Origin of the sequence: Leptospira kmetyi serovar Malaysia str. Bejo-Iso9 (assembly GCF_000243735.2) — a bacterium.
GTDB lineage: Bacteria > Spirochaetota > Leptospiria > Leptospirales > Leptospiraceae > Leptospira > Leptospira kmetyi.
Genome location: NZ_AHMP02000003.1, coordinates 2,410,696 through 2,435,000 on the forward strand (window position 1 = coordinate 2,410,696; position 24,305 = coordinate 2,435,000).

The 24,305-nt window shown below is 45.6% G+C and carries 29 protein-coding genes; 16 read left to right on the forward strand and 13 right to left on the reverse strand.

The features are described 5' to 3' along the window. Positions 1-76: 76 nt before the first annotated feature. Entirely contained in the window at positions 77-1,165 is a 1,089-nt protein-coding gene (locus tag LEP1GSC052_RS13705) for a WD40/YVTN/BNR-like repeat-containing protein (protein ID WP_040913572.1), read from the reverse strand. 303 nt (positions 1,166-1,468) lie between these two features. Between LEP1GSC052_RS13705 and LEP1GSC052_RS21685 the strand changes: the two genes are divergently transcribed. The 6 genes from LEP1GSC052_RS21685 (at position 1,469) to LEP1GSC052_RS13735 (ending at position 6,564) form a co-directional block, all read left to right on the forward strand. Further along, a complete protein-coding gene (locus LEP1GSC052_RS21685) occupies positions 1,469-2,035 on the forward strand; it encodes a hypothetical protein (RefSeq protein ID WP_040913574.1) in 567 nt (188 codons plus the stop codon). An 87-nt stretch (positions 2,036-2,122) separates the two neighbouring features. Continuing rightward, positions 2,123-2,545 carry an MAPEG family protein gene (locus LEP1GSC052_RS13715; RefSeq protein WP_010573681.1) on the forward strand — a complete coding sequence of 141 codons (423 nt, stop codon included), beginning with the start codon at positions 2,123-2,125 and terminating at the stop codon, positions 2,543-2,545. Between the two features lie 3 nt (positions 2,546-2,548). Then, positions 2,549-2,998, forward strand: a complete 450-nt coding sequence (locus LEP1GSC052_RS13720) for a hypothetical protein (protein WP_010573680.1) — start codon at positions 2,549-2,551, stop codon at positions 2,996-2,998. Then, on the forward strand, positions 2,982-3,413 hold the full coding sequence (locus LEP1GSC052_RS13725) for a PRC-barrel domain-containing protein (protein WP_010573679.1): 432 nt from the start codon (positions 2,982-2,984) through the stop codon (positions 3,411-3,413). Before LEP1GSC052_RS13720 ends, LEP1GSC052_RS13725 begins: the two co-directional genes overlap by 17 nt. Positions 3,414-3,471: 58 nt before the next feature. Beyond that, positions 3,472-4,188 (forward strand): phosphate signaling complex PhoU family protein, encoded by a 717-nt coding sequence (locus LEP1GSC052_RS13730; protein ID WP_010573678.1) that lies wholly within the window; start codon positions 3,472-3,474, stop codon positions 4,186-4,188. Between the two features lie 141 nt (positions 4,189-4,329). Then, complete coding sequence (locus LEP1GSC052_RS13735; protein ID WP_010573677.1) at positions 4,330-6,564, forward strand: WGR domain-containing protein; 2,235 nt, start codon at positions 4,330-4,332, stop codon at positions 6,562-6,564. A 63-nt stretch (positions 6,565-6,627) separates the two neighbouring features. Here LEP1GSC052_RS13735 and LEP1GSC052_RS13740 read toward each other — a convergent pair whose 3' ends face one another. From LEP1GSC052_RS13740 to LEP1GSC052_RS13755, 4 genes are all read right to left on the reverse strand, one after another. Next, positions 6,628-7,437, reverse strand: coding sequence for an SPFH domain-containing protein (locus tag LEP1GSC052_RS13740; RefSeq protein ID WP_010573676.1), 810 nt, complete (start codon positions 7,435-7,437; stop codon positions 6,628-6,630). A gap of 26 nt (positions 7,438-7,463) precedes the next feature. Beyond that, positions 7,464-7,820 (reverse strand): FxLYD domain-containing protein, encoded by a 357-nt coding sequence (locus LEP1GSC052_RS13745; protein WP_240631098.1) that lies wholly within the window; start codon positions 7,818-7,820, stop codon positions 7,464-7,466. A gap of 229 nt (positions 7,821-8,049) precedes the next feature. Continuing rightward, the gene (locus LEP1GSC052_RS13750; RefSeq protein ID WP_010573674.1) at positions 8,050-8,724 is read right to left on the reverse strand and encodes a hypothetical protein; all 675 of its coding nucleotides are present in this window, start codon (positions 8,722-8,724) and stop codon (positions 8,050-8,052) included. Beyond that, a complete protein-coding gene (locus LEP1GSC052_RS13755) occupies positions 8,721-9,428 on the reverse strand; it encodes an alpha/beta hydrolase (RefSeq protein ID WP_010573673.1) in 708 nt (235 codons plus the stop codon). The genes LEP1GSC052_RS13750 and LEP1GSC052_RS13755 overlap by 4 nt, the downstream gene beginning before the upstream one ends. Positions 9,429-9,588: 160 nt before the next feature. Here LEP1GSC052_RS13755 and LEP1GSC052_RS13760 point away from each other — a divergent pair, with 160 nt between their 5' ends. Both LEP1GSC052_RS13760 and LEP1GSC052_RS13765 read left to right on the forward strand, forming a co-directional pair. Then, positions 9,589-10,356 (forward strand): beta-ketoacyl-ACP reductase, encoded by a 768-nt coding sequence (locus tag LEP1GSC052_RS13760; protein WP_010573672.1) that lies wholly within the window; start codon positions 9,589-9,591, stop codon positions 10,354-10,356. Positions 10,357-10,541: 185 nt separating this feature from the next. Then, on the forward strand, positions 10,542-11,594 hold the full coding sequence (locus LEP1GSC052_RS13765) for an Lsa36 family surface (lipo)protein (protein WP_020985990.1): 1,053 nt from the start codon (positions 10,542-10,544) through the stop codon (positions 11,592-11,594). Between the two features lie 18 nt (positions 11,595-11,612). On the opposite strand, the gene LEP1GSC052_RS13770 is transcribed toward LEP1GSC052_RS13765, so the two are convergent. Further along, the gene (locus LEP1GSC052_RS13770) at positions 11,613-11,900 is read right to left on the reverse strand and encodes a type II toxin-antitoxin system RelE/ParE family toxin (RefSeq protein ID WP_010573671.1); all 288 of its coding nucleotides are present in this window, start codon (positions 11,898-11,900) and stop codon (positions 11,613-11,615) included. A 724-nt stretch (positions 11,901-12,624) separates the two neighbouring features. On the opposite strand from LEP1GSC052_RS13770, the gene srpA reads away from it, so the two are divergent. The 5 genes from srpA to LEP1GSC052_RS13795 all read left to right on the forward strand — a co-directional run bounded on the left by srpA (position 12,625) and on the right by LEP1GSC052_RS13795 (position 15,619). Then, the gene (srpA, locus tag LEP1GSC052_RS13780) at positions 12,625-13,845 is read left to right on the forward strand and encodes a sigma factor sigX-regulated lipoprotein SrpA (RefSeq protein WP_010573670.1); all 1,221 of its coding nucleotides are present in this window, start codon (positions 12,625-12,627) and stop codon (positions 13,843-13,845) included. Positions 13,846-14,034: 189 nt separating this feature from the next. Beyond that, positions 14,035-14,391 (forward strand): Zn-ribbon domain-containing OB-fold protein, encoded by a 357-nt coding sequence (locus LEP1GSC052_RS13785; RefSeq protein WP_010573669.1) that lies wholly within the window; start codon positions 14,035-14,037, stop codon positions 14,389-14,391. A gap of 115 nt (positions 14,392-14,506) precedes the next feature. Then, a complete protein-coding gene (locus tag LEP1GSC052_RS13790) occupies positions 14,507-14,923 on the forward strand; it encodes a c-type cytochrome (protein WP_020985592.1) in 417 nt (138 codons plus the stop codon). A 92-nt stretch (positions 14,924-15,015) separates the two neighbouring features. After that, positions 15,016-15,231, forward strand: coding sequence for a hypothetical protein (locus LEP1GSC052_RS21005; protein WP_010573667.1), 216 nt, complete (start codon positions 15,016-15,018; stop codon positions 15,229-15,231). A gap of 49 nt (positions 15,232-15,280) precedes the next feature. After that, on the forward strand, positions 15,281-15,619 hold the full coding sequence (locus LEP1GSC052_RS13795; protein WP_010573666.1) for an STAS domain-containing protein: 339 nt from the start codon (positions 15,281-15,283) through the stop codon (positions 15,617-15,619). On the opposite strand, the gene kdsB is transcribed toward LEP1GSC052_RS13795, so the two are convergent. The 7 genes from kdsB to LEP1GSC052_RS13830 are packed head-to-tail and all read right to left on the reverse strand — an operon-like array spanning position 15,612 to position 20,735. Then, entirely contained in the window at positions 15,612-16,352 is a 741-nt protein-coding gene (gene kdsB, locus LEP1GSC052_RS13800) for a 3-deoxy-manno-octulosonate cytidylyltransferase (RefSeq protein ID WP_010573665.1), read from the reverse strand. The genes LEP1GSC052_RS13795 and kdsB overlap by 8 nt on opposite strands. Next, positions 16,352-16,876: a flagellar basal body-associated FliL family protein gene (locus LEP1GSC052_RS13805; RefSeq protein ID WP_010573664.1), complete on the reverse strand. Its 525-nt coding sequence runs from the start codon at positions 16,874-16,876 to the stop codon at positions 16,352-16,354. Before LEP1GSC052_RS13805 ends, kdsB begins: the two co-directional genes overlap by 1 nt. A gap of 40 nt (positions 16,877-16,916) precedes the next feature. After that, positions 16,917-17,744, reverse strand: a complete 828-nt coding sequence (gene motB, locus LEP1GSC052_RS13810) for a flagellar motor protein MotB (protein ID WP_020986045.1) — start codon at positions 17,742-17,744, stop codon at positions 16,917-16,919. Between the two features lie 15 nt (positions 17,745-17,759). Beyond that, positions 17,760-18,542 carry a motility protein A gene (locus tag LEP1GSC052_RS13815; RefSeq protein ID WP_010573662.1) on the reverse strand — a complete coding sequence of 261 codons (783 nt, stop codon included), beginning with the start codon at positions 18,540-18,542 and terminating at the stop codon, positions 17,760-17,762. Between the two features lie 6 nt (positions 18,543-18,548). Further along, a complete protein-coding gene (locus tag LEP1GSC052_RS13820; protein WP_010573661.1) occupies positions 18,549-18,773 on the reverse strand; it encodes a flagellar FlbD family protein in 225 nt (74 codons plus the stop codon). Between the two features lie 5 nt (positions 18,774-18,778). After that, positions 18,779-19,879, reverse strand: a complete 1,101-nt coding sequence (locus LEP1GSC052_RS13825) for a glycosyltransferase (RefSeq protein WP_010573660.1) — start codon at positions 19,877-19,879, stop codon at positions 18,779-18,781. 55 nt (positions 19,880-19,934) lie between these two features. Then, positions 19,935-20,735, reverse strand: a complete 801-nt coding sequence (locus LEP1GSC052_RS13830) for an MlaD family protein (protein ID WP_010573659.1) — start codon at positions 20,733-20,735, stop codon at positions 19,935-19,937. A gap of 269 nt (positions 20,736-21,004) precedes the next feature. On the opposite strand from LEP1GSC052_RS13830, the gene LEP1GSC052_RS13840 reads away from it, so the two are divergent. Genes LEP1GSC052_RS13840 through ftsZ form a run of 3 tightly spaced genes read left to right on the forward strand, consistent with a single transcriptional unit; the run spans position 21,005 to position 24,216 of the window. After that, positions 21,005-21,751 (forward strand): cell division protein FtsQ/DivIB, encoded by a 747-nt coding sequence (locus LEP1GSC052_RS13840; protein WP_010573657.1) that lies wholly within the window; start codon positions 21,005-21,007, stop codon positions 21,749-21,751. A gap of 1 nt (position 21,752) precedes the next feature. Continuing rightward, positions 21,753-22,982, forward strand: coding sequence for a cell division protein FtsA (gene ftsA / locus LEP1GSC052_RS13845; RefSeq protein WP_010573656.1), 1,230 nt, complete (start codon positions 21,753-21,755; stop codon positions 22,980-22,982). Between the two features lie 25 nt (positions 22,983-23,007). Then, positions 23,008-24,216: a cell division protein FtsZ gene (gene ftsZ, locus LEP1GSC052_RS13850; protein WP_010573655.1), complete on the forward strand. Its 1,209-nt coding sequence runs from the start codon at positions 23,008-23,010 to the stop codon at positions 24,214-24,216. Positions 24,217-24,305: the final 89 nt, after the last annotated feature.

Genomic DNA, 24,305 nt, shown 5'->3' on the forward strand with positions numbered 1-24,305 from the left:
AACCGGGTTCTTACAAAAGAATCCGGATTGAAAACAAAAATCGAAATTACATTCTAAATTTGGAATATTCCATTCTTTAAAACGAAAAAGGAATACACGCCGCGTTTCCGACCGCGTTCGAATACGCGTAAGAATGTTTTGTAAGCCCCGGATCAGCGCCGGAATACGAAACGAAATCGTTCGTCGAAACGTATAAATAGTTTTTATGAGAAACGGCGATCTTTCCGGCGACGGCATCGAACGTTCCATCGATCCCGCTTGTCGCGAACGGCAAGGAAATCAATGTCCAATTCGCGCCGCCGTCCGCGGTTTTAAAAAGTTTCACAAGAGAATAGTCCACGCCGTAAAGCGCATAACCGTCGTTCACGGTTAAGAATTTCACTTTCCAAAAACTTCCACCGGTTAAGTTATGCGTCACTGTAGTCCAAGACGCTCCGCCGTTTACGGTTTTTCCTAAAGAATTCGCGGCGCCCACCCAACCGTTTAAAGAATCCAAAAAGAAAAGTTTGGATCGATACGACGTGGGACCGCTTGTCGCATTAAAACTTGCGCCTCCGTCGGTCGAACGATAGACGTTCATCCCCGAACCGGAATTCGAAGCGGTGTATAAAATTTCGGAAGGCGAAAGCATAACGAGATCATAGATCGACGTTTGTTTTGCGATCGGATAACGGACCCAAGATTCTCCTCCATCTCCGGTTCGATCCAGAAAAGATTCGGAACCGGAACTCTCGTTATAAACATATCCTTTGCGAATCCCGTTCGCCGCATCCGCAAACAGAATCGCGTTGTAATATCCGGTCGATTTCGGACCGAAATAGACGGGACCTATATAAGAAGATTCGAATTTCATCGGAGACCAATTATTACCCGCGTCCGAAGTTTTGTAAGTCACGGTCTCTCCGTTGATCGCATACATCGCCGCCTCGGATTGAAACGAATAACCGAACGTATAACCGCCCTTAAGCGGAGAAGTTGGAGTTCGATTTGAAAAAAGAATTCCATCCGTACTGAACGAGAGCGTAACTTCCTCTTTGGAATTGGTTTCGTAAGAACCGGATCGATTGTAAGCGGCCGCGATCGAACCGGAAGGAAAAAGTTTGATTTCGTTTGCAGTCACGGGCTTCGGCGGAGCGTATGAGGCTTGAGAACACCAGGTCATCATCAAAAGTTGCGTTTGGTCGATCGCGTCTTCTTTTTTACAATCCGCGACGAACGCGAATAAACCGCATAAAAGAAAAAGGCGGAATTTTACGTAAAACGCGGATCGTAAATGCAAACGATTCATTTTCAAATGCTCCCTTATCGAATTTTTTCTAACCGCAAGAAATCACCGAATTCAATCGACGGAACTTCGTTTAACAATAGTATCCGAAAACGAAGGATTCAAGTCATATTTTTCTTTAAAAATAAACGCATCGATACAGAATCAGATTTAAGACTTTCGAATATACCGAAGCGGATCGATATGAAACGGATTCTTTTCAAAATTCTAATCTATCTCCCCTTTCCATTTCTTTGTATGAGTCAGATTCACTACGAAAAAATCAACCTCGAGGAATTGATCCGAAGTTCTTCGCATATCGTTCTCGTTCGACCGTCCGATCCCGCTTATTCGATCCGAAAGATAAAAATAGACGCTCATCTTTTAAAAGAACTCGGAATCCAAACCAAACCCAAAAACAAGATTCCCGATTTCGAGAGAAGAATTTATCAGTATCAAATCCTCGAAGTTTATAAGGGAAACATAAACGAAAAGGAAATCAAAACCCTACCCGCAAACTACCGAAGTTCTTTGGAACTACACGCGTTGTATTACGGAATCGGACTTTCCAAATCGCCGATCTATCCGCATTACGAATCTTCGCTGAAGGAAACGGACGAACAACAAAATCAGAATTTTATACTATTCTTAAATACGACCGACACGCCTGGAGAATACGAATATAGCGTAAGTGGAGGCGCGGAATCTTCGGATAAAAAAGAGGAAATTCTCGGTTTAATCCGAAAGACATCGAACGCAAACGGTCTTTGAAAACCGGACTCGCCGCGTCCAAATCCTACTTGCATTCCAAACGCATCTTGATTTCATTCTCAGGAAAAACAAACAATGGAGAATGGAATGAATCCTGCGATCGTCGCGTTATTGGGCTTTTTACTTTGGACTCTTATACTCGGACTCTGGCTCGTGAGCATCCGAACCTTCAAAGTTTTGATCAAAGAAAAACAGTCGAACGAGTTTCCCGCCGGGATCAAACACGGAAGCGAATTCTATTGGAGACTCAACCGAGCGCACGTCAACTGCATCGAGAACCTTCCGATCTTCGGGTCCTTGGTTTTGATCGCGGCCTTTACGGGAGTTTTGGACGAAACGTTCGCGCTCGTATCTCAGATCGTTCTCGGCGCTAGAATCTTTCAAACGCTTTCCCATCTCAGTTCGGGCTCCGTTCTCGCGGTCAACGCTCGTTTCACCGGCTTTGTAACTCAGTACGGATGTTTCGGATTTCTTCTTTGGCAGATTCTCCATAAATCCGGAATCGTCTAAATCATGATCGTATTTGCGGACAAAGAAAAAGAACCCAAGGAAGCGAAAAGTTTCTGGGCTTCTCTCGGAAGAAACGTAATCTCCAAATCGGGAGAAAACTCCGGAAGACTCGTCGACCTTTGTTTTCTCTCCGGAAATCTTTCCGGCATCGTGGTTCTCAAGGGATTTCGAAAAATTTATTTTTCCAGAGAACATCTCAAAACGGATTCGAAGGAAAGAATTTTACTGAAAATCGATCCTCCGAGCAATCTCTTGGGCAAACGAGTTTACGATAAGAACGCAAGGTTCTTAGGATCGGTGACCGAGATTCAGGTTTCGCCGGGAACCGTAAAACTCATCCGATTTTGGGTCCGCAAATTTCCGTTCACGCCTAAGTTGGAATTTTATCCCGAAGACATCCAAACCTCCATTAAGAATGTCTTATTAAAAAAAGATCATGCTAAACGAAGATAATATCACCTCGGACGATATTCTCGGGAAAGAAGCGCTCGATCCGGAAGGTCAGGTTCTCGGGGTCGTTGTGAAACTTCATATCGATCGGATCGAAAAAAAGATCACCGGAATTACGATCGACCAAGGTTTTATGAAGCCGGATCTATTCGTGGGAATCGACTACGTGAAAACGCTCGGAGTGGACGCGATTCTACTCAACACGATCCCTTTCGAGAAATACAAGGGTTTGAAAGTTCTCAACAGCGACGGTTCCGAAAACGGAATCGTGGAAGACGTGATTTCCAAAAACGGAAAGCTCGAGTTTCTGATCGTAAAAACTTCGATCAATCCTCTCTCAAAGGATAGAAATAAAATTCCGGCTTCTAAGATTCAGGAAATCGGAGACAAGATTTTGCTGAAAAGAAAATCTACTTGACCGAACGATTTTTTTAAGAACGATTCTTTTTACCGAATCCATTGTCCGTTTAGTTCTTATGTCTTCCAAGTTCGACTTCCTCCGCAAAAATTTATACAGCATGGCCGAGCTATGTCTGGAACAGGTTCTTCTTCTCGACGACGCTCTGGAAAAGGACGACAACGAACTTGCAAGAAAGCTAATCGACCGGGACGACCTCATCGACAATCTCGAAAAACAAAACGACAACCTTTCTCAGAACGCGATCTTAGAAGCCGTTGCCAATCGTAATTCCATGGGAATGGATCAAGTGGACGGAGAAGTCGTTCTCAAACGGGACCCGCTTCGTTTCGCTCTCTCCGCGATTCGGATCACGAGAAACTTGGAAAGAATGGGCGACCAAATCGTAAACTGCGCCAAATGTTTTCGAAGAGGTTTGATTCCCAATCGATTCTTTTGCGACGAGGAAATTCTCAACAAACTCTTATCCAGGGTCATCACAATCGTGGGGATGGCGGTCGAATCCTTGGTGGAAGAAAAAAACCGTTTCTATGGAAGCGTTCATTCCGTGGAAGAGGAAATCAACAATCTCTGCCAATCCGCCTTTCTTAAATTCGTGATGGATCCGAGATTGGATAAGAATCAATTTGCGGACGTGTATCGACTCATTCTTTGTTTGGAAAGAACCGGTGACTACGCGGTGAACATCGCGGAAGAATTGGTTCGTTTGAATACCGGAATGGACATTCGACACGTCTCCGATCCGGTCCAAGCGATCGCAAAGACCGCGGGCTGATTCTTTCAACTGATCGCCGTTTATCGAATATTCTGGAAATATAATTCAATCAATTTCAGAATATAAACTGATTGGCAATCTTCGAATCCATCGGTTATACTGATGTAGTCACTCGTATCAAAAAAAGAATTTGGTTCCAGCATGAGAAAACATTTCATTCTTTCGGAAAACGGCTCGCCAACCTTCTGGCAAATCGAACTTTCAGGTTATTCTTTGATTCTTTCCTCCGGAAAAAAAGGTTCCGTGGGAAAGCGTTCCGTCCGCGTCTTTGAAACCAGGGATCAGTGTCTCAAAGAATTCGATAAACTCGTAAATTCAAAATTAAAATCGGGATTCAAAGAATCCGAACACGTTCCGAATTTCAAAACACTGAGTGGAAATCAAAATTATCTCGAAACCTGGAATCGAATTTTAGAATCTTCCGAACCCAAGGAAGCGCTTCGTTCTCATTTTCAAATTTTAACGGAAACGGAAGAATGTAAGGAAGTTCTGAATCAGATCGTTTCCAAAATCCAAAACATCTACGTCGAAGAAAACGAATTCGTATTCACTCTTCCCTGGCACCACGACGAAGAAACGTCGGTTCATATCCGTTGGAAAGCTCCGCACGTCGGTAAAATTCATTCTTCGGTTCCTCATTCGATGGCGCGTTTCGTTTCCAACTTCAACGGGGTTTCGTTCAACTACGGAGACGACGATTACGCGAGTTTGTATGTAGAAGGGGTTCATTCTCAGGAAGAAAATAAACCCGCGCGCGTCGAAGGGGACGGAGGTTGGGAAGAAGAGATTCTGGAAGAAGGCGAGGATTGGTGGATCTCTCCTCTCGAAGTCGTGGAAAAGGATTTCGGCGACATTCAATGTTTCGGCGCGTACGACGAATGTCAAAATTGGTTTGTTTATCATCCGATCGTAAAAAACAAACTCGGCGAGGCTTCGATCGCAAGAGTGAGTCACGAATCCTGCGAACTGGAACCGGCGGTCGTTCGTTACGGAATGGGCGGTTTTGTTTTGCGCGAGATCGCTTCTTGGATTTTGGATTTGGACATAGGAGACGATTCCGAAAAAGATCTACCCTTTGCGGGAACTCCGGTCGTTACGAGGAACTTTCAAGAGTTCATGGCGAAAAAAGCAGTGGAACTTTCGAAAAACCATCCCGAGGTCGCCAAACGTCTGTTAGAGTATGATTGGCATTCTTTGGCTTCTTATATCCATAAGACGATCTTGAAGTGGATCGATTATCTTTCCCAAGAAGGAGCCGTCAACGACGAGATTCTCGTGATCGATTCCTATTGGGACGACGCGGGCGAAGTTGTCTTTTTAGGTTTTGATTGGCATTCCGGAACCGACTACGAAGACGCGATCGAAGAAGGAGCCAACTTCATCGAATACATTCTCGACTTTACTCCGTTCTATAAATCCGTTTTAGGAAACTCGCCGAACTCGAAACTGAGCGGAGACGAGATTACGGAAATCTTAGAGGACGACTATTCGATCACCCGAGATATTCTCGCTTATCTTTCCGTTGAAAATATGATCTCGATCGCAAACGGAGAAGATTTCAAAAAGCTTCCTCTGGACGAGAAAGGCGTTTATATCGCGTATTCGCATTATCACGACGAAGAAGCCGAAGTCGCTTATCATTCTTCCCAAGGAATCAAAAAGGAATTTTTCAAAAGTTTATTCTCCGCCGAAGGTAAGAACAAAAAGGAAAAAGAGGTTCCCGAAGAAGAACAGGAATTGATCGACGATATCGTCGGCGACGTCATGGAAGATTATCCCTGGGTTTGGAAAAGTACGATTGAAAAGGGAATCGATCGGCTCGCGAGCAACTTTCACGAACACAAGGAACGGTATAAAAGAGAGTTCAACAGAATTCTTGAATATAAGGGCAAGTCCGCAAGCGACGAAGACGAAATCACCCTGATGAATCTGGGAATGCAGATGAGTTCGGCCGCACTCAATCGTTTTTTAAGGGAGAATAAACCCGATCCTGCGGGTTGGGTGCTTCAGTGTTATTTCGACATCTATCAAACCTTGGGAATCGGAAGAAACTCCACTCTCAAAGGAAACGAAACCGGAAACTCATACAACACGGCCGAATACTTTGCGGGAGACATCATCGTGTTCATCGCGAAATACGGCGGAGGTAAATATCTTTCTTTGCTCGAGGATCTTTTGCCTTCGGACATTCAGGACGCAAGACTCGCGTTTAATCTTGCTTGTTTGAATTCTTTGGAAAAAAACAAGGAAAACGTTCTACGTTATACGAAACTGGCCCTTCATCTGGGAAAACCTCCGGGCGATTTCGAGGACAACGATTTCGATAACTTCCGTCACGATTCCGATTTCTTGGGTTTGTTTGCCGCCGCGCATTGACGCGGTAGACGAAAACCTTCCTTCTGCAAATCGATTCGAACGTGAAAACGCCGAGATCGGCGCTTAATCTTTCGGGTTGATTACTATGGGAAGATTGTCCTTTCCTTGCGGAATAAAGATAACCTTCGAGTTCGGATTATCAAACGCCTTATACTGAAGATATCTGGTCGTCAGTTTTTCGTTGATGATCGCCTGAGACTTCGCTTGCGCGTCGGCGCGGATCAACTGAGCTTCTGCATCGGCTCTCGCTTTTCTCTTTGCGATTTCGATATTCTTTTCCGCGATTTCCAGTTCGTATTTCTGTTGTTCGAGTTCCTGTTGTTTGGTGAGTTTCGCCTCGATCGCGTGTAACATGTTCGGAGAATATTCGATGTCGTCGAGAATCACGTCGAACACTTCGATATGTTTACCCTTGGTTCTTTCCACAACCGCGGACTTGATGTCCTTTGCGAGAACCGCGCTGTTCTTAGAAATCTGAATCATCTGGTGATGCGAAACCACGTTCCGAATCGAAGCCCTAAACTCCGGTTGCACAATACTTCTATAATATTCCGGACCGACCTCCACGTGAAGCTGATAGATTTCCTCGCGGATCGGACGAAGGATGATCACGGCTTGAACGTCTATCTTCAAGTCGTCGTTGGTAAGAACGTCCACTTTCTCCTTATGAGAATCCCACTGAGTGGAATACGTAAAGATATCGTTCCAAGGAAGTAGCCAATAAAACCCGTTGAGAATCGGATCCTTGCTGAGTCCTACATCGGTGATTCCGAACGGTTTCCAGAACAATCCGATCTGTCCCGGATGAACGGTGGAGCCGCAGTTTAAAGTGAAAACCAAAAAACACGCAAGAAAGAATCTGATTTTATTCATAAGTAATCTCTTATATCCTTTTTTTGTTAATTACTGTCTTCGAATTCGATCGTAAACCGTTTGATCAGTTTCGGATCCACGTATTTGGCGCTCGCATAAAAATCCCGTTTGTGACCCGCGGGCAATCCTTGAACCGCGAAACGACAGGATTCCAATAAGAAGTCGTCCTTGTCGTAAAGGTTCATCGTAAAAAAAGCTTCCGCGTGATCCTTGCCCGAAAGATTTTCTATCTGTCCGTTGATTTCAAGAAAGGTGAACTGATCCTGAAGCCCGACGTTGTAGTATTTGTATTTTCCGTCGAGGGTAAGTTCTCCGTTCGATTTGCTCCAGCTCAGAGCCGGAATTAAAAGAAAGAAAAATAATACGAAAGGAACAACGTCCATTATGATTCTTTTAGGTTTGGAAAGAAATTTTTTGCCGAAGAAAACGGCCTTATAGGATTTATCGCTCATAGAATACCCGATTAAAAGCGTATCATTGTATTGAAAAAACGGAAGCCGCTTTCCGTTTTGTTTCCGATATTTTTGGAAATTTTCAAATATACGACGCAAAAACGGAACGTTCCGCAGATATATCCGAACGAAAATTTCATTCCGCGTTTCTGATAGAACTCTAACCGTTTTCCGGAACTTCGTCGAGATAACTTTTTAATTCTTCCTTGAGTCCGGGCGGTAACTGAAGTCCGGAGCTTTCGATTCTTTCGTTGTATTTGCTAAAGGAGAATCTATGGCGAGAAGTTCTTAGATAATCCTCCAAAGCTTCCGAACCCCAATCGAGAATGTCCTGAATGAACTCTTCGTTCTCTTCGAGTTTTTCGCAATAAGGAATAAAGAGAGGGCGGTTAACGGGTCTTCCGATGGTTCTATAAAACATCAATCGTTTGAGCAGATCGCTGTCCTTTAAATTCTCCTTTTTTTCCATCGCCTTTTCGACCATTCTTAGATTGATACAATCCAAAAACTCGACCTTCAGGTTTTCGTCGTTCAGTCGTTTGCAAAGGGAGGATTTGATCTCTTCGGTTTCGTAAAGAAAGTTAGGACAGTATTCGGGACATTCGACGTCCTTGTGAAGATCGCAAAAGTGAAGAAGAATACAATCGATATCGGATGCCGTTTCCACGATTCCGAAATTGATCGAGCCTAAGATTTCGACTCCGGTATGAAAACCTTTGTCTTCCAATTCCTTTAAGGCGATCCGAAAAGCCTGCATTCTTTTCAGGGCTTCTTTGGTATCGTAGTTCCGATATTTGTTTTTTAAAGCGATGTATTTCTCTACGAGTTTCGTCATCCGGTGATGTTCCTGAGATACAGGTTCATACCCCTAAGTACGACTTCGGGAATTTCGTGTCCACCCGGAAAAGCGATCATTTCCCCTTTCCATCCGGCTCCGATCAACAGTTGTTCGAGTTTTTTCGCGGCGGGATAACCGAGAACCTGGTCCATTCTTCCGTGACTCTGAAAGAATTTATATTCCTTCTTCTTTTCCGCGAGCCGCTTCCAATCCGTTTCGCTGATCAACGTTCCCGAAAGAATCAACAAACCCGCAGGAGAAACTTCGGAATGAAGAACGATGTCCGTCGCGAGCATCGCTCCTTGGCTGAAACCTCCGATGATGATTTTTTCCATCGGAACTCCGAGCGTTCGAATCATCTCCATCGCTTTTTCGCGCGCGCTTTCCAAACCCGCGGGATAACGATCCGAAAAATCACGATAACCTCCGGTCATCATCGCTCTTTGTAAGGCTTCCATATCGATCGGAAACCAAGCCCTTCCGTTGTAACCGGGCATCACCGGAATTTCCAAAACTCCGTTGGGAAACAACCAATTGGTTCCGTCGGGAAGATCCAGATAAGCGCTCAGCGGAGAAAGATCGTATGCATTCGCTCCGTAACCGTGAAACAAAATCACCGTATACGCGTCGGGGTTTCCCGGCAAATGAACCGCTTCGATCGGACCCACCATTTCCAAAGGACGATTATAAGAGGATTGCATATTTAGATTCTCCAAAAATGAAATGAAAGAATGTTCATCTAACGATGATATATTTTCGATTTAGAAACGCAAAGGAAATTCAAGAGAAAGTTTTTACTTGGCAATTCTATTTCTCTCACGGAAATGGAAAGCCAATTAGAATCTCGACACGAGGGAAATCATGTCTAAACAGTTTGAAGGGAAAGTAGCACTCGTTACCGGAGCGGCGTCTCCTCGCGGTCTCGGAAGAGCGATCGCAAATACTATCGCAAAGGAAGGAGGCGACATAGTAGTCGTCGACCTCAATAAAGAACATATCGAACAAGCGGCGGTGGATATCGCCAAAGAATTCGGAGTAAAAACCTTAGGACTTGCTTGCAACGTCACCAAACCGGACGATTGCGACGCGGTGATCGCCGGCGTTAAAGAGAAGTTCGGGAAACTCGACTTTCTCGTAAACAACGCGGGAGTACTTAAGGACAATCTTTTTATGAGAATGTCCGAGCAGGAATTCGACTTCGTTCTCGACGTAAACTTGAAAGGAGTTTTTTTGATGACCAAGTACGCGTCCAAACTTCTTCTTAAGGCCGAGTCCGGAAGAATCGTAAACATCTCCTCCGTTTCCGGTCTTACGGGACAACCGGGACAAGCGAATTATTCTTCCTCGAAAGCGGGAGTGATCGCTCTTACGAAAGTTGCGGCGAGAGAATTTGCGGGAAGAAACGTTCTCGTAAACGCGGTTTGTCCGGGTTACGTTCAGACGGACATGACCGCTTCTCTTCCGGAAGAAGTTCAAAAGAAATTGACCGATCCTATGTTCATTCCTTTGAGAAGACCGGGAACACAACAAGAGATCGCAAACGCGGTGAAATTCTTTTTGAGCGATCAATCCAATTACATCACTGGAACTTATTTGAGAGTGGACGGCGGCGCCGCGATCGGAATGTGATCTTCAGACTTTCCACGATTCAAAGTATATTTCGTTAAAAGAATTAACGTCGGTTCGGCCGCAGAGATGCGGCCGAATTCGGAACGTACTGTTCCGCCGGTTGAAATCGATCGCGTTCATCCGCTTCTTCCGCTTTATAAAAACGCTTTCCCAAGAATCTTCTTTTCCGTAAACTGTTCCCAATCTTGAAACATTACGTCTTTATAATTCTTTTTTTATTCTTACTTTCGAAAAACATACGTTCCGAAGCGTTTTGTGTCGGCGTGGAATGCGCTTCGATTCCGAACGAAATCACGTTCGGCGCGAACCTGATCGATCCTGCGTTAGACGCCGTTTATACAAAAGAATTCCTTCTTTCCATGGGAGAATCCGCCGTCTTACAAAACATCAATTCTTCTTTGTTGGGCGGGACCCGTTTGAACAAGGGAAGAATCGGACTCGGTTACTCGGTGGCAAGAACCAACCTAAGTCCGAGAAATTATTTTTTTGAAAACTCGGAGTTACGCGAACTTCCCAAACAGGGAATCGCCGCATCCCCTTCCGTAAATTTAGGAGTGAATTTAGGGACTTTGTTTTCGAATTCGAATTCCGAACTTTACAAATGGAATCTTCACTTCCATTATTTTCCGTATCAACTTTCGGAACAGAACGTTCCCTTTTTAAAACTCAGAAAAACGGACTTACACGGCAAGGTCGCAAACTCGGGACTCAATCTAAGATACTTTCCTTTTGCGGAAAAAAATTCTTCCGAAGAAAACGCAAACGACGGACTTTCCTTCGGGTTCGGCTTATATCAATCCTTGCAGACGATTCACCTTCATTCTTACGATCGAAGACCGACCAATATCAATCTTTCCGGACAAAGAAGAAAGTGGATCGGGATCAACGATCTTTCCTACAATTCGAATCTGTATTCTGCGACGGTCGATTTTCGTTATGCGAAGACGATCGAATTCTTCACCATATACGGAGGTTTGGGGGCGATGTATAACCAAGGTACGGTGAACATTCAAGTCGATCGAAACGTCGCCCTTTCTTCTTCGAGCAATCGGGACGATTTTTTGACGAACCCGACCCTTGCGTTTATCGACTTAAAGCGGAATCTTTTTATCAGTCATTCGAACTGGTACGGAACGATCGGTATGGAGTTTCGATGGAAGAACGCGAATTTCATTCTCGAATATTTAAAAAATCAAAACTCGGAATCGGTCAGCGCGGGAGCCGCGTTTCACTTTTAGAAGTCGATCCGCATTCGGTTATTTTAATATTCTTGAGGAATGATGAATCGTAACGATTTCGATTTTTTGCAAATTACCGATTCCATAAACGATCGGATAATTTCCCGAAAGTCGTTCTCGTAGATTTTCGATATTAAATTCCGGAACGGATCTTCCGAAGAATGGGAAAGAGGGAATATTTTCTACTACGTTTATAATTCTACTTACTACATTGAATGCGTAAACTTCAGAATCTTTACTGATGTAATCGTAGATATCGCGTAAATCCGACCTGGCTCTTTGAGACCATACTATCTCTTTCGCCATTGAATGATTTCTTCGACAACTTGTTCGTGCGGAACCGTCTTATCGCCGTCCAAATCGGACAAACCTTCCTGAACTTTCTTCGAGAAAAAAAGTTCTTCCATAATATCATCAAACGATGAATCATCCGGCAATTTTTCAATCAGATCCAGAACTTGTTGTTTCGCGAAAGACATAGATAATTTTCATACTTCCAAACTACGATTATCAAATAGAATTTTGCGAAGGTCCTCGCTCACTTGATCGCGAAATTCCTACTTTAAACTTATACCCAAAAGCGAAACGAGAATGCCCGACCGTATATCGTTTCTTCCCTTACACAATTAGAAAAGAAGTGGGTCGAAGGAGTTCCCACAACGGTTTGCAAGAAAACTTTTAAAACGTAGGAGTTCCTACACAATTATCCAATCAAAATGAAAGCCTCATTTTTTTGTAGAATTTCCCACTGCTATTTCCCTACCAAAAAAAATGCTTTCGAAAGTCTCTTCTGATTCTTCTTCCATAAACTCCGATTGAAAACCGACGCACGGATGAATATTCATTCCTTTTAAAACGTTTCATCGAGTTTGTTTTCATCGGCGTTTTAAAAACCGAACGAATCCGATCTAAAATCGAAGAAAAGCAATGATGTCACTAAAATTTCGGAATTCTTTTCTTAAATTTTTTTCCAAAACCTGGCACAAACCATTCTCAAAATTCCGTAAGCGATTTATGTGAGGGTTTAACCATGAAACAAGAATCATTCGGTCGAAAGATCAAAATTCTTTTTTTCTCCGTAGCGGTGTTACTGTCCGTAGATTGTAACAAGGATAAAAAAAATTCCGACGATTTGTTGTTAGCCGCGGTTCTTCTCAACGCGGGCAACGCCGAATTTCGTCTTTCGGATTCGGTCGGTTTGAACGCGTCCGCAAGAACCACAAGCGAATCGAGAATCGTTTCGAGTTCTTACCAGAATCCTTTCGGAGTTTTTCTTACCGATCTCGGAGGTGACAATTCTCAGAACTACGGCGACGGAAACGCGGACGGATTCGACGATCATTTTCTGACGCCGAAAGCGGTTTCGATGGATATCTGCAGAATCGTCGCGTATAAATCCGTCGCGAAAGGCGGACCCGCTCCCGGAACCGAAACATTAGAAAATTCTAATCTTTCATTGTTTACGATGTCTAAAATCACGGGGACTCCCGCCCAGGACGGGGCTAACGTTTGCGCGCAAGGAAGCGCTATCGTAAATTTAAAAAGAATGGGAGACTCCGGATTTCTGCGGGTCGATTCGATTCCGTCCGAGGAACTTCCGAATTACGATCGGATCGGAATCGTAGTTCAGGCTTTTACGTATTACTTCGCCCCCGAAGACGTTCCCGAAAATTCCTATCGTTACGTTTCCCTTCACCTCAACAACGTTTCCTCCACAAACGACGATCGAGGTACGATCACCGCGAAAATCTTTCAGAAAGATTGTCCCGCTTCGTTCTTAAGTTCTCCCGATCTTTTCGGCGGCGGCGGATTCAACGGTCCGTGTCACCTTACGGAATTGTCGATCGATTCGTCCACGGGTTCGTTGATTCAGTCTTTGACTTCGACCAATCCGACCAACAATCCAGAAATGTTCATCAATCCTCCGTCCGCTTCGACGATTGCAAACGCGACCCCGAATCAAAAACTGAAATTCAAACAACCGGCTTCGGCGGCCCTACTCGCATCGAATTCTCCGTTCGTTTTGGTTTTGGATTTTAATACGACTACGACCGGAAGCGGAAAATTCAGATTCGACGTTTCGGTGGATAAGGTTTTATTTTGGGATTCCAATTCGACGAACAACGTATTCTCTCCCCAATTGGATTCTGCAGACAGACCCAATGCGACGGACGGTTCGGACAATTTGACCAACACTTCCAGAAGAAATCTGATCTTTCACCTTCCTACTATTTTAGGCAAAACCCAGTAAGGTTCGTAACGAAAAAAGGAATTTGCAAAAAATAAAATATACAAAAATATAACGGAGACGGAGTTCCCTTCGACATAAAAGCATCCTCCGTTTTATTAAAAAAGAAGTGCGTTCCCGAGCGTTTTTGTTTTTCTCTCATTGATATTTCGAAAACGATCGACGCGTTCGTATTCTTCGGAGGTTTTGAACATGTCCGAAACTATATTAGAAATATTGAAAGGAACAAAATGCGGCGATTGCGGTTTTCAAACGACCGAACCTTCGTTCGCTTGCGCTCAGTGCGGAAGTTCGAAAATTTCCGAGGTCCGATTCTCCGGTAAAGGAAAAATTTATACATACACGGTCGTGCACGTAGGCTTCGGTCATCTCGCAAAAAGAGCGCCTTATGTTCTTGCGGTGATCGAGTTGGAGGAAGGAATCAAAACGATGGGAATCTTGGAAGGAGAAGTTTCCGGCGTTTCCGTAACCGAATCGGTAAAGATCGATCTTCCCGTTCGATTTCAAAGAGAAGAATCCGGAACCGGATTCCTATTCAACCCCGCTTAGTTCTTTTGCAGGGCTTGAGAAAAATCAAGTCCCGTGACAATTATCTGACAAAAAAATTCTATCGTGAATTTTCCTCCTAATATAAGCTGGTTCGCATATATAGAGGTGATTTTCGATGAACTCCAAAAATATGATCATTTCCATCGTAATCGCTCTTACCTCTTTGGTTCTTTTTCTGAACTGCGGAGATAAGTCCGAGAAACCAGCTGAAACCCCTGCGCCAGCCGCAACGGAAACCGCTTCAGCCCTTAGCCCCGAACTTCAAAAAGGACAGGAAATCTTTTTACAAAATTGCTCTTCCTGTCACGGTGAAAAAGGAGCTGGAGACGGAGCGGCGGCCGCGAGCCTCAATCCGAAACCTCGTAACTACAAGGCGCCTGCGGCTCAGTGGAAGAATGGAAACACGGAAGCGGGAATCTTGAAAACTTTGAACAACGGGATTCCGGCGAGCCCGATGGTCGCTTACAAGTTCTTAGGCGATGAGAATCTGAAACTACTTGCGAAATACGTAGTTCACCTTTCTCAAAACTAAGAATTCCTTTTCGGGTCGGACGACTTTCGTTTTCCGACCCACTTCCGGTTTTTCGACTGGTATTTTTTAAACCCTCAAAACACGCTATTCTTGTGAATCCCAACAACCAACTTCCACCCTGCGGTGAAGACTGCGGAATCAGTAGGACCTCTCCCAATGCAAGGGAAGAAAAAACTTACACCAAACTCGGTATCTTTTTGATCCTGTTCGGAATTTCATCCAAACCTAAGGCCGTTAAATTTTATTGCAAAAAATGCGGGCGACAATTTGACCAATTGTCTCCGACCGAACTCGGAAATTATGCGTAATTCGATTGACTTTAATGGAATTTAGCGATTTTTAGTTGAAAGATTCTTTATGTCCGACGAATTCAAAATTTTCGTAGATCTCTCCGTTTCCGTTCCCATCATCCATATCGAAGGAGAAATCACTTCGGAAGCGGACGAGGAAATCGTCGGAAAATACGAATCTATTCCCGCCGAAAAAAGAAACAGAGTGATCCTGAACTTTCAGGGAACTTCCTACATAAATTCCGCCGGGATCGCTACTTTAATCAGCCTGATCACCAGAGCCTCCGAAACGAAAGGCAAGATCGAATTCGCAGGTTTGAACGAACATTTCAGAAAGGTGATGGACATCGTCGGATTAACCGATTTCGTCTTAATCCACAATTCTCTTCAAGAAGCTCTTAAGTAATCCACTTCCGTTTTTTAAAATCCTCGATTACGATTTCCAAATCCCCGGGCGTGTCCACGGACAACCCCGCTTCCTTGGCGAGATAAACTCCGATTCCGTAACCCGCTTCGATCGCTCGGAGTTGTTCGAGAGATTCCGATTCTTCCAAAGCGCTTTTCGGGAGAGAATTGTACTTCAACAAAAAATCCCTGTCGTATCCGTAAATCCCCAGATGTCGATACAAGGGAACCGTGGCCTTAAACTGACTCGGGATCAAGGATCTGGAAAAGTAGATCGCCTTTCCGTTTTGATCCATGATGACCTTTACCCGATTGGGATCGGTTCCATGAGAACTTTCTAATATAGGAACGGCCGCGGTGCTCATCGTCCATTCGGGATGAGAAGCCTTTAAACTCGCGACCCCGTCCACGAGTTCGGGTTCGATTCCTGGTTCGTCGCCTTGGATGTTTACGATCACGGAAAAATCCGGAAACTTTTCGGCGACTTCGATGATACGATCGGTTCCGGAAGGATGATCCGCGCTCGTCATCACACTTTTACCGCCGAATTTTAATACGACATCGTGGATTCTTTCGTCGTCGGTGGCGACCACAAGCTCGGAAAGAGTGGTCGACCGGGAGGCATTCCGGTACGTCCACTCGATCATCGTTTTATCCCCGATTTTTGCGAGAGGTTTTCCCGGAAAGCGAGAGCTCGCATAACGCGCCGGGATCACTCCAAGAATTTTTCTCATCAGTTGACGATAAACTCGGTAAAGTAAACTTCCTGAATTTTTCCTTCGGTAAGAATATGATTCACCTGAGCTTTGATCTCTTCGCGGAGATCCAATTGATCCTCGATGTTGATCAGTTCGTCCTTGGACTTTCTTCCCACGATCAGGTTGATCAAGTCGCGCATCTGCGCGTTTCTTTCCGCGAGTTCGGCGGATAAGGTCTGGTCTTCCTTTGCGATCCCAAAAGCGAGTTTCATTTTCACGAAGTGAGCCTCGCCCTTGTCCGAGGTGTTGATTCTAAATTCTTCCGTAAAGTTGTAGTTGGCCAACGGCGGAGGCGGTTTTACCAGAGCTACGTTCTTCATCTGTTTAAACGTACTAGTCGCCGTTTGTTTCGCGACTACCATCGCGATGATCGCGACGATGATAATTCCGAATATGGCACCGGCTACGTAAAGAAGCCATTTGATAATGGGTGACGTGCCACCGCCACCCTCGGCCGCGGGTAGCCCGCCTTCTTCCTCGTCTATTTCCGCATCACCCATGGGTTTGCCTCCTGAATTTTAACGTTAGTCGCTCTTCCGATCACTCTTTGCCAGGCGCGCTGGACTCGGAGCCGGGAATTTTCGTTTTTGGAAGTCCGAAATTCGTTTCGTATGGACTTCTCTTGGTTGACTTATCGGTCATAATTACGATGTCGATTCTTCGATTGTACGCTTTCGCTTCGGGCGTTCCGGAATACTCGACCACCAAAGGTCGAAACGCTCCGAAACTTACCGCTTGAAACCAGGAAGGATCGAGCTTCTCCACATTGATGATATAATCGGTGGAGTTGATCGCTCTCGCTCCCGCGAGATCCCAGTTGTTGATATAGGCGCGTTCTTCCTTGCCGGGTGGAACTCCGGGATTGACCGCGTCCGCATCGCAGTGTCCTTCCACTCGCACGAAACGATCGAGTTCTTTGATAAGCGAACTCGCCTTGCGGAGCGCGACCTTGATCGAATCGGTTAGAACCGCAGAACCCGGATTGAAATAATCCGCGCTTACGAGAGAGATAATCAGACCTCTTTCGTCTTCGGTAATCTTTACCTTTCCCGCTTCCACTTCAGGTTTAAAAAGTTCCGTGGCAAGTTTTTTAGATTTCGACAAAGCCTTTCCGGTCGTCTGAGAAGGAAGACTTTCTATGTTCATTCCCATCTCTTCCAATCGGCCTTTGGAAAGAGTTTGTCCTCCGTCGAAAAATCCGGTCGTGGTTTTGAACGCGGAAAGAATGATCTGCATTTCGATCGCGTTCGTTTTACCGGTGGTATAAAGCATGATGAAGAAGCACAACAACAGCGTCACCATGTCCCCGTAGGTAAGCATATACTCGGGGATATTCTGAATACATTCCGGACATTTTGCTTTTGCCATAATGAAAGCCCGAGTTTACTCGCTGTCGTCCTTGAGAACGTCTCTTTCCGAAGGAGGAAGAAAAGAGGATAACTTATCCTTTACGATCCTCGGGTTGTCCCCGGACTGAATCGAAAGGGTTCCTTCGATCATGATCTGTTTGATCGTAAGTTCGTCTTCGGATTTTCTCATGAGTTTTTTCATGACGGGAATCGCGAACATGTTCGCGCCCATCGATCCGTATAACGTCGTAATCAAAGCCGCCGCCATCCCCGTTCCGATCGCCGAAGGGTCGCCGGAACCGAGGTTCTTCAACATCTGAACGAGACCGATCAAAGTCCCGATCATCCCGAAGGCCGGAGCCAAAGCGCCCCAGTTTTCCCACCAAGCCTTTCCGTTACTATGACGGGAAGCGATGTTACCCATTTCGGTTTCCATGATGTTACGAACAAGTTCGGGGTCCGTTCCGTCCACGACGAGAGTAATTCCTTTGCGTAAGAATTCGTCGGGAAGTTCGTTCACGTCGTCTTCCAGCGCGAGAAGACCTTCCCTTCTCGCCTTTTCCGAAAAGGAGACTAACGTTTTAATCAATTCTATAAGATCGTGTTTTTCCGTTCTGAAAACTTTTTGGGTTACCTTGCCCACCGCGAGAGTGGATTCCCAAGGAACCGCCATGATCGTTCCCGCGGTCGCACCGCCGAACGTAATCAAAATCGAGGGGACGTCAAAAAGGTCCAATGGACTTAAACCCGCAGAGATCACCCCGAAGATCATCAGGACGCACGCCGCGCCTAAACCGACTACTGTTCCAAAATCCATGATATTTTATTCCACCCTTTTGAACTGATCCGGAGAAGATCCCATAGGAAACACAAGAATCCGTTTTTTATATTCCACGATTTTTTCGATCACTTCCGGTACGGATTCCTTCACAACATACTTTCGATCGTTGGAAAGCGTGATCGTGGTGTCGGGATTGGCCTCAAGGCTTTCTATGTGAGAAGCGTTGAGTACAAACTCGTCCCCTTTCAATCTGTGAAGTAAAATCAAAACGGTTATCCTTTTTTCCTTGGAGTTCTGATTCTATTCTCGACCTGCTTTTTGATTTCGATAATGAATTTTTCCTCGGTAAAACGGCTTACGTTCTTCTGAAAATCGGAAGTTTTCCAGGAAATCCGATCCGCTTGTTCGATCGCGGTCTGCAACGATTCGGCGGTTTGTTCGGGGAAGAATACGCCGGTTTTCCCAGCAACCACCGTTTCCAAGGCTCCGCCCTTTCCGAAGGCGATGACCGGAGTTTCGAAGGCCTGCGCTTCGACGGGAGCGATTCCGAAATCTTCCATTCCCGGAAAAATAAACGCCTTCGCTTTTTTGTAATATTCCAAGACTTCTTCTCGTTTCAAATGCGGAAGAACTTCTATGTTGTTCGGAAGACCGGAAGTCAGTTTCTTAAATTCTTGTCCGCCTCCGATGAGGACGAGACGTTTTCCGTTCTTACGAAACGTTTCGATCGCGAGATCGATTCTTTTATAAGGGGCGAACGCGGAGACGATGAGATAGAAGTCGTCCTTGGTTTGCGGTTCGACCTTCCACTTTTCGGGAAGACAAGGAGGAAAGATTACCTTCGCTTCTCTACGATAGAATTTTTGGATTCTCCTCGCGACAAACTCCGAGTTGGACCAAAAAGAATCCACCCTCGAAGCCGAAGCCACATCCCAGGTTCGCAGATAATTCGAGATCGCTTCGAACGCAAAAAATTTCAGCCCCTTGCGCGAAGGAAAATAATCGTAATACAAATCCCAAACGTAGCGCATCGGAGAATGGACATAGCTAAAATGAATCGAATCCGGATCGGTGATCACTCCCTTTGCCACACAATGGGAAGAAGAAATCACAAGATCGTATCCTTTTAGATCGAGGGATTCGATCGCGGTCGGAAACAAGGGAAGATACCAACGATATTTGGAATCCTTAAACGGAAGATTGTTCGTAAACGCGGTCGTGATCTTTCTTTGTTCGATCCGCGGGTTCAACTTTCCGGGTGTGTAGAATAACGTGAATAAGTCGGCTGTCGGATAAATTTTTAAGAGAGAATCGAGGACGAGTTCTCCTCCGCGCATTCCGTTCAGCCAGTCATGGATGATGGCAACTTTCATATTGGATGTATCGGTAGGTTCGGGGATTTTCAGTCGGAGGAAAGTGTGGGAACTCTTACAACTTCCCGAAATAGTAGTCGTTCCCGACGCTACCGATCAAAGTCGTTCTACGATACAAATTGATCGTAAACGGAGTCGGCGCCGAACGCTCCAACTTACGATATCCTTCCGTGTAACGACGGGCATCGTTGCCGAAAATCCTCGCGTCGGTGAGGAGTTCCAACACGTTGTCGTACGTTTCCGGAGAATTGATGATTTGAGGAATCGTCCCGCGATTCGACTTCAACTTTTCCGAAATCTCATAAAGATTGTTAAACGAAGCGCGAATATCCTCTCGATTCTCGCGAATCACGCCGGTGGAAGCCGCAAAGAAATCCTCGAAGTAATCGGCCGAAGGTAAGAAGTCGGGAGGTCGTTGTTCCTCTTCCAAATACGTAGGTTGAAAGAAGGTCGTGTCTTCCTTTTCCGACGAACCCGGATCGATGTCGATGGTTCTACCGGAAAGAATCGTATTGGTTTGAAACGTAATCTTATAATTATCCCAAAGCGTAATCGGTTCCTTCAAACGAATCACGATTTCGATCGCCTTCGTTTGATCCTTGTTTAAGAATTTCTGATCACCAACTTCGTCGATCGGAACCACATCCAAACTCAGAACGATTCCCCGTTCCACGCCCAGAATCCGAACCGGCGCTCCGGGATGAATTCCTTCCAAACGAGGATAATAGATTTTCATCGTGTAAGGATATTCGTCCTTGGTTCCCGCCTTTTCGATCACGGAAATATACATTCCCAAGGAAAAAGCCAGGAAGAAGATCACTCCCGTAAGGACCGCTGTATGTTTGGTAAGATTCATAATCAGTTGGGCTTCTTTTCAGATTCGGGTTTCAAACAAGGACGTTCCTACTTTTTAGAAAAATGTAGGAACTCCAACCTTTCGAATTCTCGGCATTTCGTACTTCCGACCTTTACGACGATGAATCATTTTTACGAACCGGCAAACCTTTTCCGAAGATTATCACTTCTTTCAAAAAGCCGACGATCTGCGCTCAGAAAAACGGATGTACTCCACGAAACAAATCCCGATATTGGAATCAGAGAAGAAATTTCCCTGAAGAATTTATCATGAGACATAATCTGATTGACTTTCTAAGAGAATTTGTGCAGAAAAGGAGAAACATTCTCCTTTTGGCTCTCCTCGTCGGAATCTTGAGCATTGGGATGATTCTCGGGTTCGGTTTTCAAGGGATTCCCCGGGAATTGAATAAGTTAATCATTACGGGGCATGAAAAGCTCAAAACGGAAGAAATCGTAAGAATGCTGGAAATTCAACCCGGAACCTCCTTTGACACGCTGGACTTGGATCTTCTCGAAAAAAGGCTCTCCAGACTTCCCCGAGTCAACTCCGCCCGCATCACTAAAAAGTCGGAAGACCAACTTCTCATCGAACTGACCGAAAGAAAGGCGGTTTATATCGTAAACTCCGACGGACATCTCTACGAGATCGATAGCGAGTTACGACTTCTTTCCAAAGACGACGTACGCGAAAAGGATCTCTGCGTTCTTTCCGGAAATTTTCCGATTAAGAATGGATCGATCCAAGACGCAAGTTTCCGCGATCTTTATAATTCCGTCGAACAGGCGTTTCGAATGTATCCCGCGTTAAAGCCGAGAATCTCCGAAGTTCTTCTGCAAGAGGACGGAGAAATTTTTTTCTTCGCGGACGAACCCATTCGTCTGAGAATTCAAATCGGAACTCTTCTTCACAGGGATCAGGTTCGAAAGCTCTACGCTATATTAGCATATTTTGAAAAAGACAAGATCCAATCCGAACTTGTGGACATCCGAGGAGAAGACGCAGTCTATCATTGATATGTTGGAACCGAGAGATAGAATCATCGCCGCATTGGACCTCGGGACCTCTTTGACAAAAGTGGTCGTGGCCCGACCTATCTCCGAATACGAAGTGGAAATCATAGGAACCGGAGCGTATCCTTCCTCCGGAGTCAAAAACGGATCGATCATAAACATAGAATCGACGACCCGTTCCATCATCGAGGCGGTCAGCGAAGCGGAACTCATGTCCGGTCAGGAAATTTCTTCCGTCGCGGTGAACATCACCGGCAAAACGGTAAAGGCGGATAATTCCAAAGGAGTTGTGGCGATCACAAACCGGGATCGAACCGTGGCGGAACCCGACGTCGTCCGAGTCATCGAAGCAGCGCAGGCGATCCGAGTTCCCGCCGATCAACAAATCCTGCACGTTCTTTCCAAAGAATTCTCCGTGGACGATCAAACGAGCATCCGCGATCCGATCGGAATGACGGGAGTTCGCCTCGAAGCGGAAGTTCATATCGTCACCGCGGGTATAACAGCAATTCATAATTTAGAAAAATGTGTTGAATCATCCGGACTCGTTTGCGAAGTCATGATTCTTTCCAGCCTCGCGTCGTCCGAAGCGGTTTTGACCTCGGGAGAAAAAGACTTAGGAACCGCGGTTCTCGACATAGGCGCGGGAAGTTGCGATCTCATCGTTTACGTGGATGGGGGAATTTCCTATTCTTCCGTGATTCCTTTCGGAGGAATCAACGTTACGAGCGATATTTCCATCGGACTCAAAACGACTTTGGAAACCGCGGAACTTCTCAAAAAAAGATACGGACATACGATTCTTTCCGAAATCGATCCCACCGAAACGATCGAAATTCCTCCGATCAGCGGAAGACCTGCGCGACAAGTGCTCCGCGAAGAACTCGTTTCCATCATCGAACCGAGAATGCGCGAAATCTTCGAGATGGTGGACAAGGAACTCGAGAAGTCCGGTAAAAAAGGACTTCTTGCGGGCGGAGTGATTCTTACCGGAGGAGGAAGTCTTCTCGAAGGAATCGACACTCTCGCGGAAGACGTGTTTCGTCTAACGGCATCCAGGGCGAGACCGGGCGGAATCAGCGGATTGGCCGAGAAGGCTTCTTCTCCCGAATTCTCCACCGTAATCGGAATGATCAAATACGCAGATAGAATGACGGACATGGATCAGAAATCCGTGGACCGTTCGGAAGGTTGGACGAAAAAAATCAGAAGATGGATCGAAGACAATCTTTGAGCCAACTCCATTAGGAAAATAGAATATGATCCGATTTGAAGAAGAAACAAAAACCAGTCCCGCAGTCATTAAAGTATTCGGAGTCGGCGGCGGCGGTATGAACGCCGTTACCAGAATGTCCAACTCTACTCTCAAAGGAGTCGAGTTTGCGATTCTCAACACGGACGAACAGGTTCTTCTTCGTTCTCCCGTGGAAAACAAAATCATCTTAGGAACCAAAGCGACTCGAGGTATGGGAGCCGGAGGCGATCCGGAACTCGGTTACAAAGCCGCGGAAGAGGATAAGGAAAGAATCCAATCCTCTTTGAGAGGAGCCGATATGGTTTTTATCACCGCGGGAATGGGAGGCGGAACCGGAACCGGTGCCGCGCCCGTAATCGCAAAGATCGCCAAAGAGATGAAATGTCTCGTGGTCGGAGTCGTCACACTTCCGTTCTCCTTTGAAGGCAGAAGAAGAATGGAACTCGCGCGCAAGGGAATCGAACAACTCCGTTCTCACGTGGATACGCTGATTCTCATCAACAACGATTCCATCTTTAGAGTCGTGGACAAAAACACACCGATCGATCTCGCGTTTCAAGTGATCGACGATATTCTTTTGAACGCGGTTCGAGGAATCAGCGATATCATCAACAATCCAGGTCTTATCAATGTCGACTTTGCGGACGTTAAGACCATCATGCGCGATACGGGCGACGCGGTGATGGGAGTCGGCGAAGGAAGCGGAGAAGGAAAAGTGAAGGAGGCCGTGGAATACGCGATCAACAATTCGCTGTTAGACTCCACTTCGATCGCGGGCGCGTCTTCTCTTTTGATCAACGTTTCCGGTGGAAAGGATCTAACGATCTCCGATTGGAACGAGGTTTCGGGAATCATAACTTCTCAAGTCGATCCGAACGCGAACATCATCATCGGCCTTCACGAAGACGAAACTCTTACGAACAAGATTCGTGTAACCGTGATCGCTACCGGTTTTAACAAACGTTCTTCTTCGGGAAAATTGATCCAGAATCAGGATCTGGTTACGAGGGTTCAGGAGAATTACGGGTTTCAACGCAAGGCGGTCGGTATGGAGAATTCTTCTTCCGAGAAAAAAGATTTTTTCGGTGAAGAGAATGTGGAATCCCAAAGAAACCCGGGATCGTTGCGTTATCGTTCTTCAAACGGTTCTTCGCCGAAAGCGGAAGACTATGATATTCCGGCTTATTTAAGAAGGAACAGCTCCGGACCTTGATCCTCGTTCGTCATTCAAACGCGGAACGCGGGCGATAAAAACATCGCCGAACCGACATCGATTGTTTTAAAGAGAGAATGTAGGAACTC